The organism is Sphingomonas sp. BL2, assembly GCF_056680015.1.
This window is the reverse complement of record NZ_CM155261.1, coordinates 285859-303197: the sequence shown is the minus strand read 5'-3', so window position 1 is coordinate 303197 and position 17339 is coordinate 285859. Positions and strand designations below refer to the sequence as shown.

Here is a 17339-nt window from a genome sequence, read left to right as displayed (position 1 = left end):
TGTCGGTGATGCGTGAGGCGTCGCCGGGTTGGCGCGCCTGATCAGGCCGCCTGCATCCTCGGCCTGCGGTCTTCGACGACGTATCTGGTCAGGTCGTACGCCTCGGTCCGCGCATCGAGCGGGTTGCGGAGTGCGCGGAAGGCGACGTCGCACTGCGTCGGCGTCACGTCGATGCGGCCATAGCCACGGACGTCGTTGCGCGCGAAACGATAGGCCGGCAGGTCGGCGGTGTTCTGCACCAACAGCTTGTCCCCCGCCTGCGTGGTGATCGACCCGCCGACGAAGCAGGGCGCGAGTGCCTTGCCGCGATAGCTGATGTCGCTGGCAACGAAGGCGTGGATGTCGCCGCCGATTACCAGCGGGTTCGACACATTGGCATCCTGCCAGCGCGCGAACAGGCGATTGCGCGAGGCCTGATAGCCCTGCCAAGTATCGACCGTCTGCATGTCGGCGGGGCCATCCGGATGCGCCGGGTCACGGCGCGGATAGGGCGTGATCTGCGTCTGTTGCGTCAAGATGTTCCAGCGCGCCTTGGTCCCCGACAGGGTATCCAGCAGCCATTTCTCCTGCGGCATGCCGAGGATCGAGGCCTTCGGATCGTGAAGGTCTGGGCAGTCCTTGACGACCGACACCGACATCTCGCCGCGGACATGCGTCTGGCAGCCACGCGGCGAGCGATATTGCCGGTCGTCGAGCACCTGGAACTGGGCGAGCCGGCCCCAGTCGCGCGTCCGGTACAGCCGCATGTCGGGGCCGTGCGGACGCGAATAGGCACGCAGCGGCATGAACTCGTAATAGGCCTGGTATGCCGCCGCCCGCCGCCGCGCCATGATCGCGGGATCGCTGTTGTGCTGGTCGGCCAGGTCGGCATAGTCGTTGATGACCTCGTGGTCGTCCCACGTCACGATCCACGGCGCGATCGCGTGTGCCGCCTGCAACAGCGGATCGAGCCGATACGTCGCATAGCGCACGCGGTAGCCGTCGAGATCGACCGGCGCGGGATTGAGATGGACCCTCGGCGTGCCGACCGAAGGATCCTCCTCGTAGATGTAATCGCCCAGGAAGACGATCAGGTCGGGATCCTCGGCGACGGTGTTGGCCCAGGCGCCGAACTGCCCGTCCTCGTATTTCTGGCATGATCCAAAACAGAAGCGCAGCCGCTCGGGCATCGCGTGGCGGGCAGGGGCGGTGCGCGTGCGTCCGATCGCGCTCGCTTCGCCCCCGGCGATGAAACGGTACCAATAGGGGCGGCCCGGCTGCAGCCCGTTCACCTCGACATGCACCGAATGCCCCCAAGCTGGGTCGGCGACAGCATCACCGGCGCGCACCAGACGGCGTCCGCCGTCGTCGTCATAGATTTCCCACCGCACCGGCACGCGGGCAGTGCCCATGCCACCGTCCCCGGCGAGCGGCCGCGTGGCAAGACGGGTCCACAGCACGACGCCGTCGGGCGTCGGATCGCCCGACGCGACGCCGAAGCTGAACAACTGCTCGGATGTCAGCGCATTCGCCCGTCCGAAGCCGAGTAGGGCAGGGGCGGCGGCGGCCGCGCCGATGATCGTGCGCCGGGTGAGCATGATACTTCACTCCCATTGATCAGGTATCGGCGCGTATCGCTGCCGGTCTGCCGTTGCATGTCGCTGATCGGCGACACCGTGATGACGGTCGCGGCAGTCCACTGGCTGTATTGCAGGCTCAGCTGAATCGCCTCGGCGAACAACCGCGTCCGTACATCGCGTCCGGGTGGCCTTAACCGGTTAGCGTATCGCGGTGTGGTTTACCTCTGACGTGGCGCACGCGGTGATCGGGGTAGAGACGTCTATCTCCGGGCGGACCGGGCCGCGATCAATAATCAACCCTACCTGTAACGTAACAAGGCGGCAGCAAGTTCGTGTTGGCGGCGTCGCGCAAGCTGCGGCCGACATGCGAGGGCACATTCCGAAAATGAGACGTGAATGAATGGCCGAAGCTGGGAAGCAAAATAGCGGGCGTGAACGTCTGATTGTGGGTCGTCTCGCCGCTGGGTAGCAATGCCGCCAAGGTTCGGTACCTGCGGGTTTAGGCGGGCTGTTGGCTGTCTCTCGCCTCGTCAAACGCTGACCGGTTGCCTTCGATTTCCGCGATGTGTGCGCCGGCCCAGTATCCGAGTTCGCGGATCGGATCGGCTAATGATCGGCCAAGGGCGGTAAGGGCGTACTCTACCTGAGGCGGCACGGTTGGGTGGACGGTGCGGGCCACCATGCCATCGCGTTCAAGCGCACGCAGCGTTCGGGCGAGCATCTGTTGGCTAATGCCGCCGATGGTGCGCTTGATGTCATTGAAGCGCCGCGGCCGCTCCGTGAGCGTCATCACAATCATGACGGTCCACTTGTCGCCGATGAGGCTGAGAACACCGCTGAACCGTTTGCATTCGACGTGAATCGGCTCGGGGGTGGTCAGCTCCATGTGACTAGGTCCTGCGAAAATGCCTTCTTGGCGGGGGGCTTGAGGTTACATAGCTGGTCTAGGTCACTTTTCCAGACCGGAGCTGAACCTATGAACATTCTGCACATCGATGCCAGTGCGAGCAAAAGCACTATCTCGCATACACGCCGCCTCTCCAATGAACTCGTCGAGCGGCTCAAAACCGCCAATCCCGGCGCAACAATCGTGTACCGCGACCTCGTCGCCAACCAGCTTCCCCACGTGGACATGACGATCCGGCATGCCTGGACGGCCGAGAACACCGGCGACACCAAGCTGGCCGAAACGATGAGCCGATCAAAGGCGCTGGTTGACGAGCTCAAGGCGGCGGACGTGGTGGTGGTCGGCTCGCCCATGTACAACTTTACAGTGCCCTCGACGTTAAAGGCGTGGGTCGACCATGTAGCGATCGCCGGGCAAACCTTCAGCTACACGGCCGAGGGGCCACGCGGCTTGCTGAGCGGCAAGGTCTATCTCGTCCTCTCATCGGGCGGAGTTTATTCCGAAGGACCGTTCGCCGCGTACGATCATCTGTCGACTTACCTCGAGGCGATATTCAACTTTCTTGGCATCATGGACGTCGAGGTGATCCGAGCGGAAGGCATCGCTTACGGACCGGAGCAGGATCAAGCCGCGATGGCGAGCGCAGCTCAAAAAATAGAGGCGATTGCTGCCTGACTAGGTCGACAGAAGCCAGCCACGGAGATCGGGCCGTGGCTGGCCACCCGATTGGAACTTTGGAATAGACCTGAACAAACGGCCGGTTCTGGAGCGCAGCGAGTCCACTCTGAATGACGGGTTCTGGGTCCTTAGCGGCACACATCCGTGCCTCCCGAGCAAGACTAGCAGCACTTCGAGCTTGGATGCTTAACTGTTGCACGGTGGTGCTTGTGCAGGCCCGTATAAGTTTGTTCGGAAAAGCATATTTCGCTCCCTGTTTTAGGAATGCCTCTTTGCTCTGGGGTCTATGGCTGTAACAAGTGTGTCCCACTTAACTTTCTGGCTCGCCGTAACGAACTGGTTCCAATCGAGAAATGACCAGTCCAGGCGATGCAGCTCTCGGTTGAGGACCGTCAGGCGAACGCCCTGGCCGTATTTGCCGCCGACGGTCGTCGGTGCATGTCCACATATCTGATCGACGATCCGCTCCAGGATGCCTGCCTCAAGCGCCAGATCCTTGAAACCGTGTCGAAAACTGTGAAAGACGAGCCGAGCATCCTTGGAAACGTAGCGGTCGATAATCCTATTGGCGATGCGCGACGCTTCCTTCGTGCGCTTGTCGAACTGGTTAGATATGAGGTCCGGAAACAGGCGCGTATGACCGGCAGCGATCAAGGCTTTCAGGTAACTGTCGAAGCCGAGGCGCAATAGATTTGAATGGATCGGCACGAGCCTTTGCGAGGTCCCGGTCTTAATCGATTTGTCTTCGTCGTCGGTAGCTGCGTAATCGTCGATGTCGATATACGTAATGGTATCGTCGGTCTTGACGTTTGCGACCATGGCTTGGCCAATCTCTTCGAGGCGCGCTGCGGTCGTAAGTCCAAGAAGAAACAGCCAGTAAAGCCTCATGTCGCCCGCGGCACGATCTTGCTTCCAGAGCAGGGGGGGGCGTGAACAAGCGGCTGGTGAACAGCAGGCGAAGCTCGTCCTCCTGGAACGTTTGCCGCGATAGCGGTTCATTTTTCGTGTAGCCCACGACCGGTACGTCACGGCCCTCGTTGCGGCTGATCCACTTCTGGCCTTTGCCGAAACTCAGCAGAGCCTGAATACCACCGATCCGCTTCTTGAGCGTTGGAGCTCCAATGCATGCCGTGTCTGAGCGGCGATGACGATCAAGCCGCTCGGTGAAAGAAAGAGCGCGATCAGCCTTGGCCGTAGTCGAGAATAGGTGGCGAGCCTCGTCGCGATAGTCGAGAAGATCGTTCTGCTCGCTGTCTTCGACCGGAAGTCCCCTAGGAAATCAACGAAGTCCCGCGCCGCGCCCTCGTACTCATGTGCGGTCTGCAGCGTCGGCTGCATCACCAGCTTCCAGCTGTCAAACAACTTCATCAGCCGCAGGTCGGGGCGGAGACGGCCGGTTGCGGTTCGGCGTTTTCGCGTGTTCGGAACCTCTACGGGTGTCGAATCGAGATAAGCGATAGCTACATCAGTGATGGGCGCCGGCAGGTCCCGGCGCTCCATATCATGGTGACGCGCCACCTGTTCGAGAAGGCGTTCGATCTGCTTCGCCTTCGCCTGCGGTTGAAAGGAGTCGTCGCTCCATCGCCATATCGATCCGGGCGTATGTCCCTGCGGTGGCCGACGCGTGCCGCCATGGTCACGAAACATCGCGGCGTTGTTTGCAAGTGCCCACCACTGATCGAGACTCAACTCCGCAACCGGGGAGCACCCGGTGGGCGTCATGTTCCAAAGTCCGCGGTCGATCTCCGGGCGAGCCAGGAGAAGGCGTTCCGTGCCATCCAAACCACCTGCATCGCGCTCGGGGCCCTGAAAGTACGCAGCGATCATCTCGCCGTCCCGATCACGCTGTGAAGGAAGCGGTTCGCCAGTTGTCTTGATCCGAACCCGGATCTCCTCGAACTGCTGCTCCAACGCTACGTTGGCCTGAAGGAACAGAATATTTGCTTCGGCTGCGCTTTATGTGTTGAGCGACCTTCCATAGCGCCTTACCCGGCGAATGCCGGACGCATCTTTCCGGGTATCTGCCGACGCAGATAAAAAAACCGGTAGTCGGGTGCTTCCAGGGTGTCGCCATGAGTGCCATTTTCGGTGCTCGCTGTACCAGGTTGCTGTACCAGCGAAGAGCAAAGAATGACTTAACCGCACGTTCCCGCCAAAAAGTGGTGGTTGGTGACCCCTACGAGAATCGAACTCGTGCTTACGCCGTGAGAGGGCGTCGTCCTAACCGCTAGACGAAGGGGCCGTTACCAGATGCGGGCGTCTACGGAATGGGGTGGCAGGCGTCAAGACGGTTGCCGCACATTCCTGAGACGCCCGTGCATTTTTTCAGGCGGCGACCTTTTTGCGCTCGGCCATTTCCTCGTTGAGCATCTCGGCGAGCAGGAAGGCAAGCTCGAGGCTCTGGCTGGCGTTGAGGCGCGGGTCGCAGTGCGTGTGGTAGCGATCGGCGAGGCTCTGCTCGGTCACGTCCACCGCACCGCCGGTGCACTCTGTCACGTTTTGCCCGGTCATCTCGGCATGGATGCCGCCCGCGTGCGTACCTTCCGCGCGGTGGACTGCAAAGAAGCCGCGGACCTCGGCGAGGATGCGATCGAACGGCCGCGTCTTGTAACCATTGGCGGCCTTGACGACGTTGCCGTGCATCGGGTCGCAGCTCCAGACCACCGGATGGCCTTCGCGCGTGACGGCGCGGACGAGGCGGGGCAGGTTCGCCTCGATCTTGTCATAGCCATAGCGCGTGATCAGCGTCATCCGGCCAGGGATGCGGCCTGGGTTGAGGGTGTCGAGCATCCGCAGCAGCGCGTCGGGCTCGAGGCTCGGGCCGCACTTGATGCCGATCGGGTTGCCGATACCGCGGAGGTATTCGACGTGGCTGGAGCCCTCGAAGCGGGTACGATCGCCGATCCACAGGAAATGCGCGCTGGTGTCGTACCAGTCGCCGGTCAGCGAATCCTGCCGCGTCAGCGCCTGCTCGTACTGGAGCAGAAGCGCCTCGTGGCTGGTATAGAAATGCGTCTGCGCGAGTTGCGGCACAGTCTCTGGATCGATGCCACACGCGGCCATGAACTCCAGCGCCTCGCCGATCCGGTCGGCCGTCTCGGCATATTTCTTCGACCACGGGCTGCGGCCCATGAAGTCGTGCGTCCAGCGGTGGACCTGGTGGAGGTTCGCATAGCCACCCTGTGCGAACGCGCGCAGCAGGTTGAGCGTCGCCGCCGACTGCGAATAGGCGCGGATCATCCGCTGCGGATCGGGTGCGCGCGATTCCGCGGTGAAGGCGATGTCGTTGACGTTGTCGCCGCGGTACGACGGCAGCTCGACGCCGCCGATCGTCTCGGTATTGGTCGAGCGCGGCTTGGCGAACTGTCCCGCCATGCGACCGAGCTTCACGACCGGGAGCTTCGAGGCGAAGGTGAGCACGACGGCCATCTGCAGAATGACCCGGAAGGTGTCGCGAATGTTGTTCGCACTGTGCTCCGCGAAGCTCTCGGCGCAATCGCCACCCTGGAGCAGGAACGCCTTGCCGGCTGCGACTTCGGCGAGCGACGCGGTCAGGTTGCGCGCCTCACCGGCGAAGACGAGTGGCGGGAACGTGGCCAGCTGATCGGTTGCGGCGGTCAGCGCTGCGGCGTCGGGATAAGTGGGGAGCTGTCGTGCTTCGTGACGCGTCCAGCTGTCGGGGGCCCAGTTCGCGGCCATATCATGTCGTCCGATTGGTGAATTGTGACGCTAGCCATGCGCGAAAACGCCTTTTTGCGCAACGAAGTAAAGCTTGGGAGGCCGCGGCGAAATGCTGCGTAAGCGGGTTCGACCGGATATGGAGGATAACTCCATTCATACTAGATTAAAAAAATATATGGCGTCTTCGCTGTCCAATCGGCATGGTCGCCACATGGACATGCCAATGCGTATCATCATCGCACTTTCGATCATCGGCGGGGGCATCTTGGTCGGCGTACCGATCCTGATCATGTACTCGCGCCGCCGCCGTGCCGACAAACTGCGCCGCCGGGGGATCAAGAGCTATAATCACAGCCCCCGCCCGGCCACGACCCAGACCGGTCAGTAACCCGCGTCGAGATCGGCGACGTTCTTCATCGGGCGACCGGCGAGGAACGCGGCTAGGTTGTCGAGGAACAGCGTCGCCCCGCGAGCGAACATCGTCGTCTGGCTGCGGCCCGACAGGTGCATCGTGACGATCGCATTGGGAGCCGACCAAAGCGGATGATCCGCGGGCAGGGGCTCTGGATTGGTCGGATCGAGCACGGCGCCGGCGATCGAACCCTCTGTCAGCGCCGCGATCAGCGCATCGTCGTCGATCATGTTGCCGCGAGCAATGTTGATCAGCCAGGCGGACGGCTTCATCCGGTGTAACTCTTCGCGACCGATCATCGCGTGCGTCGCGTCGGTCGAGGGCGCGGCGAGGATCACCCAGTCGAACGCGTCAAGCCGATCGCGCCAGGCATCGGGCGTGATCGTGCCATCGCGGCCGGTGCGCGTCACGCCGGTGACCTCGACCCCGAATGCAGTCAAGCGGTCGCCGATCATCTTGCCGATCGTACCATACCCGATGACGAGCGCCTTAGTGCCGGCCAGTTCGATCTTGCCGGGCGCGTCTTTCAGCCAGTCGTGGCGATCCTGCGCGCGGACGACGGTATCGAAGCGCTTGGCGGCGACGAGCACCGCCATCACCGCATATTCGGCGACCGCGACGGCGTTGATGCCGGCACCATTGGTCAAAGTGACGCCGTTTTTGCGCAGGGTGTCGAGCGGGAACGCGTCGAGCCCGGCATAGATCGTCGAGACCCATTTGAGGTTCGGCCCGGCATGGCGGATCGCGTCGGCGACGAGTTCGGTCGGCTGCATGTCCACCCAGGCGATATCCGCGTCTGCGATCATCGCGTTGGCCTCGTCCGGCTTGGCGAACCAGGCGACGTCTAGGTCCGTGGGCAGATGCGGTTCGAGGAGCGGGCGGGCGGCGGCTGGGAGGACGGCTTTCATGGTTCGAACATCGGCGTGCGGCGGGGCATGTCAAGTTGTGCCGCGCTCTGCGACGGGTCGGTCCCGCGTTTCCCTGCAGTAACACGCCGCCACAATGGTCTCGTCATCCCCCCGCAGGCGGGGATCCATATGCTCAAAGGCTCGCGATCTAACCGTGAGGCTTGCCAGTATGGGTTCCCGCCTCCGCGGGAATGACGATCGGAATTCCCCTGTGGCCTTAGTTCTTGGACCTACCCGGCGTGCTCAAACCGCGGCGATCTTCCAGTCCCAGCCTAGCGAGTCGCCGTCCATCACCTCGACACCCGCGGCGGCGAGTTCGTCGCGGATCGCATCCGATCGCCCGAAGTCCTTCGCGGCGCGCGCATCGCGACGATCCGCCAGCCGTGCGGCGATCGCATCCTCGTCGATCGTCGCCGTGACCGGCCGGATCCGCAGATCCTCGCGGCGGATCGTCGCCAGGTCCAGCCCCAGTACCGCGTCGAAATCGTCCAGCGCAACGACACGGTCCGCAGGCGCGATCCGCTTGTCCGTAAGAAGTTCGTCGAGAATCGGCAGCGCGCGCGGCGTGGCGAGATCGTCCGACACTGCCTCCTCCAGCCGATCAGCATAGGCATGCGCGCTACCCGACGGGCCGCCGGGCTCACGAGCCCGCAACGTCTCGACCGCTTGCACCATGCGCTTCAGGCGGATCGCTGCCGCGGCCAAATTCTCCCAGGAGAATTCCAGCTCGCTTCGATAATGCGCCTGGAGGCACATCAGCCGGTAGGCGAGGGGGTGGAAGCCGCGGTCGACGATCGTCTGCATCGTCGTGAACTGGCCGGTCGACTTCGACATCTTGCCCGCGCGCTCGACCAGGAAGTTGTTGTGCATCCAGACGCTCGCGCCGGTATCCGCGCAGTCGCAATGCGCCTGATTTTGCGCGATCTCGTTGGGATGGTGGATCTCGCGGTGGTCGATCCCGCCGGTGTGGATGTCGAAATGCGCGCCGAGGTAATGCTTGCTCATCACCGAGCATTCGAGATGCCAACCTGGCGCCCCGCGACCCCAAGGCGAATCCCATTCCATCTGGCGATTCTCGCCGGGCGTGGACGTACGCCAGATCGCGAAGTCCTGCGGGTTGCGCTTGCCGGCGACCGGCTCGATCCGACTTTCGACATCATCGGTCGCAGCCCGTGCGAGGCGACCATAGTCCGGGACAGTCGCCACATCGAAGTACAGCCCGCTGTCGAGCGTGTAGCAATGCTTCGGCGCGATCTGTTCGGCGAACGCGATCATCTCGGCGATGTGATCCGTCGCGACCGCCCAGCGGGCCGGCGGCACGATGTTGAGGCGCGCGACGTCGCGTTTGAACACGTCGGTATAATAGGCCGCGATCTCCCAGATCGAGCGCCCTTGCGCAGCGGCGGCCTTCTCCATCTTGTCGTCACCGACATCGGCGTCGGAGGTCAGGTGGCCGACATCGGTGATGTTGATGATGTGGGTCGTCGGCCACCCCTTCCACCGCAGCACGCGACCCAGCGTGTCCGCGAACAGGAACGCGCGCATGTTGCCGATATGCTGGTAATTATAGACGGTCGGCCCGCAGGTGTAGAGCCCGACATCGGTCGGATCGATCGGCTGGAAGGTCTCGAGCTGGCGCGAGAGGCTGTTATACAGTGTCAGGGGTATACGGGTCATGGGCTGCTCTTAGCGCTGCATGGGCCCTCCCGCAAAGGCGCTCACATGTCGGGCAGACCCGCCGGAATACGTGGTTTGGCTTGAAACGACGGCGCTCCGCTGATAGGGGGCCCAGTTCATGCGGCGCGGACCTGTTCGCGACGGCAAAAATCTATTCGTCCGGAGCTTATCGGGTTTATGCAGATCATCGTACGCGACAACAACGTCGACCAGGCCCTTCGCGCGCTTAAGAAGAAGCTGCAGCGCGAGGGCGTGTATCGCGAGATGAAGCTGCGCCGGCATTACGAGAAGCCGTCCGAGAAGCGCGCACGCGAGCGTGCCGCAGCGATCCGTCGCTCGCGCAAGCTCGACCGCAAGCGCGCAGAGCGCGACGGCGCACGGTAAGATTTGGTCGGTCGTGCCCGTTAAGCGGGTGGGCCGATAACCGGGGGTGTCGTGATCGGCACCCCCATTTGTTTTCCAACGGCACGCGCGGCGCTCCGGCGTGACCAGATGACCGGGGCCTGATCCGATGTCGACCGTCACCGCAGTGCCGCTGCAGCCAACCAAGCGCAGCTACCTCGTCTATCTCTGGGTCGGTATCGCGCTTGCGCTGATCGCCGCAGTTGCGCTCGCGCGTCAGGGTGATGATCCCTTGGCCCGCAATGCGCGCGCGCGGGGCGTGGTCGTTACCGCATCCGGCCTGCAGTACAAGGTGATCGCGCCCGGCAAGCCCGGTGCGGCCAAGCCGACCGACGCCGATGTCGCGCTGGTGAATTACGAGGGCAAGCTGCTCAACGGCACGACCTTCGACAAGTCGCAGCAGCCGACGCCGATGCCCGTCACCGGCGTGGTCCCCGGTTTCTCCGAGGCGCTGAAGCTGATGCCGAAGGGGTCGAAGTACCGCTTCTGGATGAAGCCGGCGCTTGGTTACGGCGACAAGGCCACTGGCCCGATCCCGGCGAACTCGACACTGGTGTTCGACGTCGAACTGCTCGACTTCCTGCCGCAGAGCGTGGTGCAGCAGATGCAGGCACAGGCCCAGATGGGTCGCGGCGTTCCTGGCGGTATGCCAGGTGGCGCGCCGGGCGGCATGCCCGGTGGCGCGCAGACGCCGCCGTCTCAGTAAGCGGGGCAGCGGTATTGGGTCGAACCCGTACCGCGATAGAATATCGGATTTGCAACGCGTCTCGCTTCATTGCGGGGCGCGTTCTGCGTTCAGGTCAGGCGTCGTGCCGTTATGCGCGAGCCTGTGATGAGCTTGCTCGTTCGGTCGGCGGAAAAGTGGGCTACCCGGTAGAAGGTTGACTGATCCGGTAGAGGATCGGCCGCTCTTGAAGTGCAATCCATTCGCAGCTGAGGATGGCGTAGAGGGCATTAGGCTGACCTGTATGGCAGTCGGGTGCTGCGAGGTCAGTAAGTTCAAACGTCGTTCGGATGAGCAACGCAGCGATACGTCGTCGCAGGTATTGTTTCGGCTTCCGGTGCTAAGGCTGATGCCACTTCATGCTCAGCCATCCTGAGAAAGTGCGGGTTCTAGTCCGCTCTGCACGGAATCGCAGCCGGAGCCTACCGGATGCCTTTGGCCATCGACGGTATGGAGCAGATCGGGAGCTGAGTTCTAAGCGTGACACGGCAGCACATTGTGCTTCGGCATGCGCTGGACGGCCTGTCCCAAGAACGGCAGGCAAAAAAATAGCGGCCCGAAGACCGCTATTTCTCGAACTAAAGTCGTAAGACTTAGTTGCTGTCCGAATCGTCGTCGTTGTCTGCAACGATAACGATACCGGCGATAACTGCAGCTGCTGCGAGAACCGCAACGATGATGCCGCCGCCAGCGAGCTCGTTCTTGTCAGCCGAAACCGAACCCGAACGGACCGAATGTGCAACCGACAGATTTGCCGGTGCTGCCATGGCCGGAGCAACTGCCATCGTGGCTGCTGCTGCGGTCAGGAGATACTTCCCAAGACGCATGATGAACTCCCTTTGTGCTCGTCGCGGCAGGCAATGGCATAAAACCTTACCCAACGCAACTAAGGCCCTTTGTAACAACGCGAAGAGGCTCGCACTGTTGCGGCAGTGCAACACACACTTCCGCCGTTTCTCTATAGCGGAGGCGCGGCACGAAGAAAGCGTTCGCGTGCCAACCGCATGATATTCGCGGTGAGATGCGTCAGTTCGTCTTCGGTCCGATGGTGGTGCCGGTCTGAAGCGTCCAGGTTTCGGCACCTTCCATGCCTAGCGCGGTCAGGCGGCCCGACGCGTAGGCGCCGGTGTCGATTCCGATTCGGTGCCCGCGCCGTTCGATCTCGTCGGTCATGGTGTGGCCGTGGACGATCGTCTTTTCCAACGTCGAGCGATGATCGAGGAAGGGATCACGAATCCATCGCAGGTCCGACGTGCGCTGAAGATCGAGCGGCGTATCGGGGCGTACGCCTGCATGAACGAACGCGTAGTCGCCGATCACGATCATGTCCTCGAACTTGCGCAAGAACTCGCGGTGTTCGTCTGGAACGAGGGTTTCGAGCCGTTGCACCAGCTCTTCATAGTCAAGTCGCTCATATTCCGCGGCCTCCATGCCGTAGCTCAGCACGGTCTCGCGCCCGCCGATGCGGCAGAACAACCGGAGTGCCTTGGGTTCGCCGTCGAGCGCACCGAGGAAGATCTCCTCGTGATTACCCAGCAGGAAGCGGACGTCGGGGCGGGCATGGGCAAGCCCGCGCAACCGATCGATCACTGCCGCCGAGGCGGGGCCCCGGTCGACGATGTCGCCGAGGAATATCAAGGTCGTTTCCGCTGCACCGCGTTCGCGTTCATCCGCCTCGATCAACCCGATCAGTTCGTCGAGCAGATCGGCGCGGCCGTGAATGTCGCCGACGGCATAGACGCGGCGACCGGGAGGAACCTGCGGTTGGGTCGGCTTGGCAACGCTACGGGACTTGAAAAGCTTTGAAATCATGCTGCAATCGATGTGGGGAGGAAGATGTACGGGACCTGATCGAACGCGTCACTCGATCGCGCGGGCGCATGCGATCGCATAGGATGTTCCTGCAGGCGTCGCAACGCATCGCCGCGATAGGGCGCGCGGGGCTTGCGGTCGTGCAGCATGACGCGGGGGCGCACGACGGCTATGGGGACGCCATGTCGATGATCTCCCGCTTCGCGCCGTTCCTGATGCTCACGGCCGCTACGCCCACGGCTTTGCCTGCCGCACCGATGCCCGTAGCGGATGCGCCGCCGACGGCTGCGTTCTTCGACACGTTGCGCGCTGCCGATCTCCGGCTGGCGACGATCGCCTACCGGCTGACTACTGGCAATGCGGCGTTGTGTGACCGCCTCCAGCCACAGATCGGCATGCCGATCCATGCGCTGACGCAATATGGCCCCGGCGCGCGCAAGGCCGCAGCGGCCACCTTCGGGTTCCAATCGACGATCGGTGTCGAGGCGGTCGTCGCTGGCGGTCCAGCTGACCGCGCGGGAGTTCGTCCCAACGATTCGATCGTCGCGATCGACGATCGCCCGCAACCCGGCCTGCCGTCCGCCGATACGCCGGAAAGCGCGGCAGTGCGCGATGCTGCGGAAGCGGTCATCACCGAGGCGCCGGTCGGAAAGCCGTTGCGACTGACGGTGCTGCGCGACGGCAAGCGCGTGCCGATCACGATGACCCCGGTGACCGGATGCCGGTCGCGGTTCGAGATCCTGCTGGGCAGTGGCTTGGACGCGAGCGCGGACGGTTCGATCGTGCAGCTCGGCGAGCGGTTCTTCGAGGGCTATACCGACGAGGAGATCGCGGTCGTCGTCGCGCATGAACTGTCGCATAACATCCTACATCATCGTGCGCGGCTCGATGCGGCGAAGATCAATCGCGGCCTGCTGGCGGAACTCGGTCGCAACGGCCGCCTGATTCGCCAGACCGAGGATCAGGCGGACCTGCTCGGCATCTACCTGCTCGCCAACGCCGGTTACGATCCGATGTCGGCCCCGAAATTCTGGCGAAGCAAGGGCGGCGCGATCGACGGGGGGCTGTTCCGCAGCCGCACGCACGCATCGTCCAAGGCGCGTGCCGAAGCACTGGAAGCCGCCGCGCGTGACATTGCGGCGACCCCGACGCGGCCGATCATCCCGCCAGTCGTTGCGACTCGAAACGTGCCGTTGCGCTGACCGCGGGCAGCGACGCGCGCGGTTGATCCGGCCAGATACCGCGCGTGTCGAGCACCGCCTTGTCGACGCGCTCCTCGAGCGGGATCGACTTGAACACGTCGTGGTCGACCAGCACGATCATGATCGAACACGTCTCGATCGCGGTATCGACGTCGATCAGCGTCGCGCCGGTATCCGCCAGCACCGCCGGCAGCGTTTGCGCATAAGGCTCGACGATCCGCACCCGGTCCCCGAACTGCCGCGCGACCGCTTCGGCGACCTTGAGGGCAGGGCTCTCGCGGAAGTCGTCGATGTTCGCCTTGAACGCCAGACCCAGGCACGCGACCGTAGCGTCGGGTGACGCCTCGACCATCGCCGCGACCTGCGCGATGACGTGGTCGGTCTTGCCGTCGTTGACCTCGCGCGCGGTGCGGATCAGCGGCGTCTGGTCCGGGGCGGCGTGGACCAGGAACCAAGGGTCGACCGCGATGCAATGGCCGCCGACGCCTGGGCCGGGTTGCAGGATGTTGACGCGTGGATGGCGGTTGGCGAGGCGGATCACCTCCCACACGTCGACGCCCATCGTGTCGGCGATCAATGACAGCTCGTTGGCGAACGCGATGTTCACGTCGCGGAATGCGTTCTCGGTGAGCTTCGTCATCTCCGCCGCGCGCGCGGTCGTGGTCACGCAGGCGCCGCGGACGAAGCGACGGTAGAAGGTCAGGGCTTTTCGCGCGCACCGTGGCGTGATCCCGCCAATGACTCGGTCGTTGTCGATCAACTCGACCAGAATGCGGCCGGGCAGCACGCGCTCCGGGCAATAGGCGATCGCGATATCCGCCTGGTCGCCGGTCTTGCCCGGTACGCGCAGGTCGGGGCGCAGGCTCGCGAGCAGGTCGCGGACCTTCTCGGTAGTGCCGACCGGCGAAGTCGATTCCAGGATGATCGTGTCGCCCGCCTTCAGCACGCTCGCGATGGTCGTAGCGGCATCGAGGACATAGCGGATGTTAGGTGCGTGATCGGCATCGAACGGGGTCGGCACCGCGATGACGAAGACGTCCGCGGGCTCGATCGCGGTCGAGGCGCGCAACGTGCCACGCGCGACGACGCCCGAGACGAGGCCATCGAGATCGACCTCCTCGATATGCACGCGGCCGGAATTGACCGTTTCCACGACCGATTCGGTAACGTCGACGCCGAGCACCTGCGCGCCCGTCCGCGCGATGATCGCGGCGGTGGGAAGGCCGATATAGCCGAGCCCGAGGACGACGACGGTGAGGTTAGAGTCCGACAGCATGCGCAACGACCTTTGCGATTTTGGCGGCGGCATGGCCATCCCCGAACGGGTTATGGGCGCGGGCCATCGCGGAGTAGCGCGACGTGTCGTCGAGCAGGGTGAAGATTTCGGAAACGATGCGGTCCTCGTCGGTGCCGATCAGCCTCGCGGTGCCAGCCGCGACGCCCTCCGGCCGCTCGGTGGTCTCGCGCATCACGAGGACCGGCTTGCCGAGCGCAGGTGCCTCCTCCTGCACGCCGCCCGAATCGGTCAGGACGATGTCCGCCATGCCGAGCGCGCGGACGAAGTGCGGGTAATCGAGCGGCTCGATCCGCGCGACGTTGGCGCGGGTACCGAGGATCGCGTCCATCACCGATACGACGTTCGGGTTCGGGTGGACCGGGAACAGCACCGCGACGTCATCGCGCTCCGCAATACGCCCGATCGCGCGCGCGATCGCGGCCATGCCGTCGCCGAAATTCTCGCGGCGATGCGTCGTGACGAGGATGATCCGCTTGCCCGCGAAGCGCGCGGCGATCGGGTCGAGCCCGGCGGCGAGCGACGGGTCCGCCGCGACGCGGTCCGCGGTCCAGTGCAGCGCGTCGATCACGGTGTTGCCGGTGACGTGGATCGTGTCCTTGGCGATCGTCTCGCGCCGCAGTGCCTCCGCGGCAGTGTCGGTCGGCGCGAAATGCAGCCTGGCGATCGGCGCGACGATGCGACGGTTCACCTCCTCGGGCCAGGGATGGTAGATGTCGCCCGACCGCAGCCCGGCCTCGACATGCGCGACCGGCACCTTCCGGTAATACGCGGCAAGCGCACCCGTCATCGCGGTCGCGGTGTCGCCCTGCACGATGACGAGGTCGGGCCGTTCGGCGTCCATGACGTCGCCGAGCCCGACCAGCAACCGCGCGGTGAGGCGATCGAGCGTCTGCCCCGGTTCCATCAGGTCGAGATCGATATCCGGCACGAGGTCGGCGATCGCGAGCACCTGATCGAGCAGCCCCCGGTGTTGCGCGGTGACGCAGGTGCGGACGGTCAGGCCGGGGATCGCAGCCAGAGCCCGGATCACCGGGAAGAGTTTGATCGCTTCGGGACGCGTGCCGAAGATGACGAGAACTTTGGGCATGATGCAGTCCCTAGATCAACGTCTTTAACGACGCGCTAATTCAATGCGACAATTTGCGCGCAGGCGTAACGATCGGTAGACGGTCCCGCGAGATCAAAGGGAGCATCGAATGACCATAAAGCCGCTGCGCAAGGCCGTGTTTCCGGTCGCAGGACTGGGTACGCGCTTCCTTCCGGCCACCAAGGCCATGCCGAAGGAAATGCTCACCGTCGTCGACAAGCCGCTGATCCAATATGCGGTCGAGGAAGCACTCGAGGCCGGGATCGAGCAGATCATCTTCGTGACCGGGCGCGGCAAGGGCGCGCTCGAGGATCATTTCGACATCTCGTACGAGCTCGAGGATACGATGCGGTCGCGCGGCAAGTCGCTGGACGCGATCAGCAATATCCGGATGAAGCCGGGCTCGCCGGTCTATGTCCGCCAGCAGGAACCACTCGGCTTGGGCCATGCGGTGTGGTGCGCGCGCGAGATCGTCGGCGACGAGCCGTTCGCGGTTCTGCTCCCCGATGAGCTGATGGTTGGCAAGCCCGGCTTCATGAAGCAGATGGTCGAGGCGTATAACCAGGTCGGCGGCAATGTGATCGGCGCGCTCGAAGTACCCGATTCGGAAACCGACAAATACGGCATCATCTCGCCGGGCGCGATCGACGGTCGACTCACCGAAGTGACCGCACTCGTCGAAAAGCCCAAGCGCGGCACAGCACCGTCGAATTTGATGATCCCCGGACGCTACATCCTCCAGCCAGAGGTGATGCGGATTCTGGAGACGCAGGAAAAGGGCGCGGGCGACGAGATCCAGCTGACCGACGCGATGGCGCAGTTGATCGGCGACCAGCCGTTCCACGGCTTCACCTTCGATGGCCAGCGTTATGATTGCGGCGACAAGGCTGGCTACATCCAGGCCAATCTGGCAATCGCATTGGCCCGCGACGACATCGGACCGGTGGTTCGTGAGTTCGCCAAGGGTCTGCTGGCAGGCTGATCGATCAGCCC

The 17339-nt window shown here is 63.6% G+C and carries 17 protein-coding genes and 1 tRNA gene; 6 read left to right on the top strand and 12 right to left on the bottom strand.

The genetic code is table 11. The annotated features are described in order from the left end of the window. Nucleotides 1-41 precede the first annotated feature (41 nt). Nucleotides 42-1577, bottom strand: a complete 1536-nt coding sequence (locus tag AC1ME3_RS01455; protein ID WP_480954540.1) for an alkaline phosphatase D family protein — start codon at nucleotides 1575-1577, stop codon at nucleotides 42-44. Nucleotides 1578-2058: 481 nt separating this feature from the next. Further along, a complete protein-coding gene (locus AC1ME3_RS01450; protein WP_480954539.1) occupies nucleotides 2059-2445 on the bottom strand; it encodes a winged helix-turn-helix transcriptional regulator in 387 nt (128 codons plus the stop codon). Nucleotides 2446-2535: 90 nt separating this feature from the next. Here AC1ME3_RS01450 and AC1ME3_RS01445 point away from each other — a divergent pair, with 90 nt between their 5' ends. Next, the gene (locus tag AC1ME3_RS01445) at nucleotides 2536-3141 is read left to right on the top strand and encodes an FMN-dependent NADH-azoreductase (protein ID WP_480954538.1); all 606 of its coding nucleotides are present in this window, start codon (nucleotides 2536-2538) and stop codon (nucleotides 3139-3141) included. Between the two features lie 261 nt (nucleotides 3142-3402). Here AC1ME3_RS01445 and AC1ME3_RS01440 read toward each other — a convergent pair whose 3' ends face one another. The 4 genes from AC1ME3_RS01440 to AC1ME3_RS01425 form a co-directional block, all read right to left on the bottom strand. Further along, entirely contained in the window at nucleotides 3403-4143 is a 741-nt protein-coding gene (locus AC1ME3_RS01440; protein ID WP_480954537.1) for a site-specific integrase, read from the bottom strand. A gap of 72 nt (nucleotides 4144-4215) precedes the next feature. Further along, the gene (locus AC1ME3_RS01435; RefSeq protein ID WP_480954536.1) at nucleotides 4216-5055 is read right to left on the bottom strand and encodes a hypothetical protein; all 840 of its coding nucleotides are present in this window, start codon (nucleotides 5053-5055) and stop codon (nucleotides 4216-4218) included. 256 nt (nucleotides 5056-5311) lie between these two features. Then, nucleotides 5312-5386: transfer RNA gene (locus tag AC1ME3_RS01430), tRNA-Glu, on the bottom strand. 83 nt (nucleotides 5387-5469) lie between these two features. Next, nucleotides 5470-6843, bottom strand: coding sequence for a class II 3-deoxy-7-phosphoheptulonate synthase (locus AC1ME3_RS01425; protein WP_480954535.1), 1374 nt, complete (start codon nucleotides 6841-6843; stop codon nucleotides 5470-5472). 205 nt (nucleotides 6844-7048) lie between these two features. Between AC1ME3_RS01425 and AC1ME3_RS01420 the strand changes: the two genes are divergently transcribed. Further along, nucleotides 7049-7213, top strand: a complete 165-nt coding sequence (locus AC1ME3_RS01420; protein WP_480954534.1) for a hypothetical protein — start codon at nucleotides 7049-7051, stop codon at nucleotides 7211-7213. Here the strand turns inward: AC1ME3_RS01420 and AC1ME3_RS01415 are convergent. Next, complete coding sequence (locus AC1ME3_RS01415; protein ID WP_480954533.1) at nucleotides 7207-8145, bottom strand: D-2-hydroxyacid dehydrogenase; 939 nt, start codon at nucleotides 8143-8145, stop codon at nucleotides 7207-7209. The genes AC1ME3_RS01420 and AC1ME3_RS01415 overlap by 7 nt on opposite strands. A 243-nt stretch (nucleotides 8146-8388) precedes the next feature. Then, complete coding sequence (cysS, locus tag AC1ME3_RS01410; RefSeq protein ID WP_480954532.1) at nucleotides 8389-9822, bottom strand: cysteine--tRNA ligase; 1434 nt, start codon at nucleotides 9820-9822, stop codon at nucleotides 8389-8391. 177 nt (nucleotides 9823-9999) lie between these two features. On the opposite strand from cysS, the gene rpsU reads away from it, so the two are divergent. Further along, nucleotides 10000-10206, top strand: coding sequence for a 30S ribosomal protein S21 (gene rpsU / locus AC1ME3_RS01405; protein ID WP_055878578.1), 207 nt, complete (start codon nucleotides 10000-10002; stop codon nucleotides 10204-10206). Between the two features lie 127 nt (nucleotides 10207-10333). Next, on the top strand, nucleotides 10334-10930 hold the full coding sequence (locus tag AC1ME3_RS01400) for an FKBP-type peptidyl-prolyl cis-trans isomerase (protein ID WP_480954531.1): 597 nt from the start codon (nucleotides 10334-10336) through the stop codon (nucleotides 10928-10930). A gap of 611 nt (nucleotides 10931-11541) precedes the next feature. Here the strand turns inward: AC1ME3_RS01400 and AC1ME3_RS01395 are convergent. Together AC1ME3_RS01395 and AC1ME3_RS01390 are read right to left on the bottom strand one after the other, a co-directional pair. Beyond that, nucleotides 11542-11775 carry a hypothetical protein gene (locus AC1ME3_RS01395; protein ID WP_176501462.1) on the bottom strand — a complete coding sequence of 78 codons (234 nt, stop codon included), beginning with the start codon at nucleotides 11773-11775 and terminating at the stop codon, nucleotides 11542-11544. Between the two features lie 199 nt (nucleotides 11776-11974). Next, nucleotides 11975-12760, bottom strand: a complete 786-nt coding sequence (locus AC1ME3_RS01390; RefSeq protein ID WP_480954530.1) for a metallophosphoesterase family protein — start codon at nucleotides 12758-12760, stop codon at nucleotides 11975-11977. A 68-nt stretch (nucleotides 12761-12828) separates the two neighbouring features. Here AC1ME3_RS01390 and AC1ME3_RS01385 point away from each other — a divergent pair, with 68 nt between their 5' ends. Further along, nucleotides 12829-13962 carry a M48 family metallopeptidase gene (locus AC1ME3_RS01385; protein WP_480954529.1) on the top strand — a complete coding sequence of 378 codons (1134 nt, stop codon included), beginning with the start codon at nucleotides 12829-12831 and terminating at the stop codon, nucleotides 13960-13962. Here AC1ME3_RS01385 and wecC read toward each other — a convergent pair. Together wecC and wecB are read right to left on the bottom strand one after the other, a co-directional pair. Next, a complete protein-coding gene (wecC, locus tag AC1ME3_RS01380) occupies nucleotides 13919-15238 on the bottom strand; it encodes a UDP-N-acetyl-D-mannosamine dehydrogenase (RefSeq protein ID WP_480954528.1) in 1320 nt (439 codons plus the stop codon). The genes AC1ME3_RS01385 and wecC overlap by 44 nt on opposite strands. Next, a complete protein-coding gene (gene wecB / locus AC1ME3_RS01375; protein WP_480954527.1) occupies nucleotides 15222-16346 on the bottom strand; it encodes a non-hydrolyzing UDP-N-acetylglucosamine 2-epimerase in 1125 nt (374 codons plus the stop codon). The genes wecC and wecB overlap by 17 nt, the downstream gene beginning before the upstream one ends. Nucleotides 16347-16455: 109 nt before the next feature. Between wecB and galU the strand changes: the two genes are divergently transcribed. Beyond that, the gene (gene galU / locus AC1ME3_RS01370) at nucleotides 16456-17328 is read left to right on the top strand and encodes a UTP--glucose-1-phosphate uridylyltransferase GalU (protein WP_480954526.1); all 873 of its coding nucleotides are present in this window, start codon (nucleotides 16456-16458) and stop codon (nucleotides 17326-17328) included. Nucleotides 17329-17339 lie beyond the last annotated feature (11 nt).